This window comes from Pseudoalteromonas sp. S1612 (assembly GCF_005887175.1).
GTDB lineage: Bacteria > Pseudomonadota > Gammaproteobacteria > Enterobacterales > Alteromonadaceae > Pseudoalteromonas > Pseudoalteromonas undina.
In genome coordinates, this window is the sequence record NZ_PNDH01000092.1 from 1 (window position 1) to 293 (window position 293).

1 tRNA gene is annotated in these 293 nt (G+C 45.4%); it reads left to right on the plus strand.

Going from position 1 to position 293, the window contains the following annotated elements:
* Positions 1-101: 101 nt before the first annotated feature.
* A tRNA-Arg gene (locus tag CWB78_RS18235) sits at positions 102-178 on the plus strand.
* Positions 179-293 lie beyond the last annotated feature (115 nt).

A 293-nucleotide genomic window follows, 5' to 3' on the forward strand; every position in this document is an offset into this window, starting at 1 on the left:
GACGTTTTATATTGCGATGTTAGAGTTTGTAGCTCTATCGAGGGCCCGAATCCCTCCCTCTATAAAATTTCTTAAATGGCGAAATAAGTAAAAATGAAAGTGGGCGCATAGCTCAGCTGGATAGAGTACCTGGCTACGAACCAGGCGGTCGGAGGTTCGAATCCTCCTGCGCCCACCACTTTCATACATAAGCCGACATTAAGTCGGTTTTTTTGTGCCTGAAATAAACCAAAGCGTGGATGTGGATAAAGTAACCTACTGCGAACCAAGCTGTCGGAGGTTCACTCTTACAA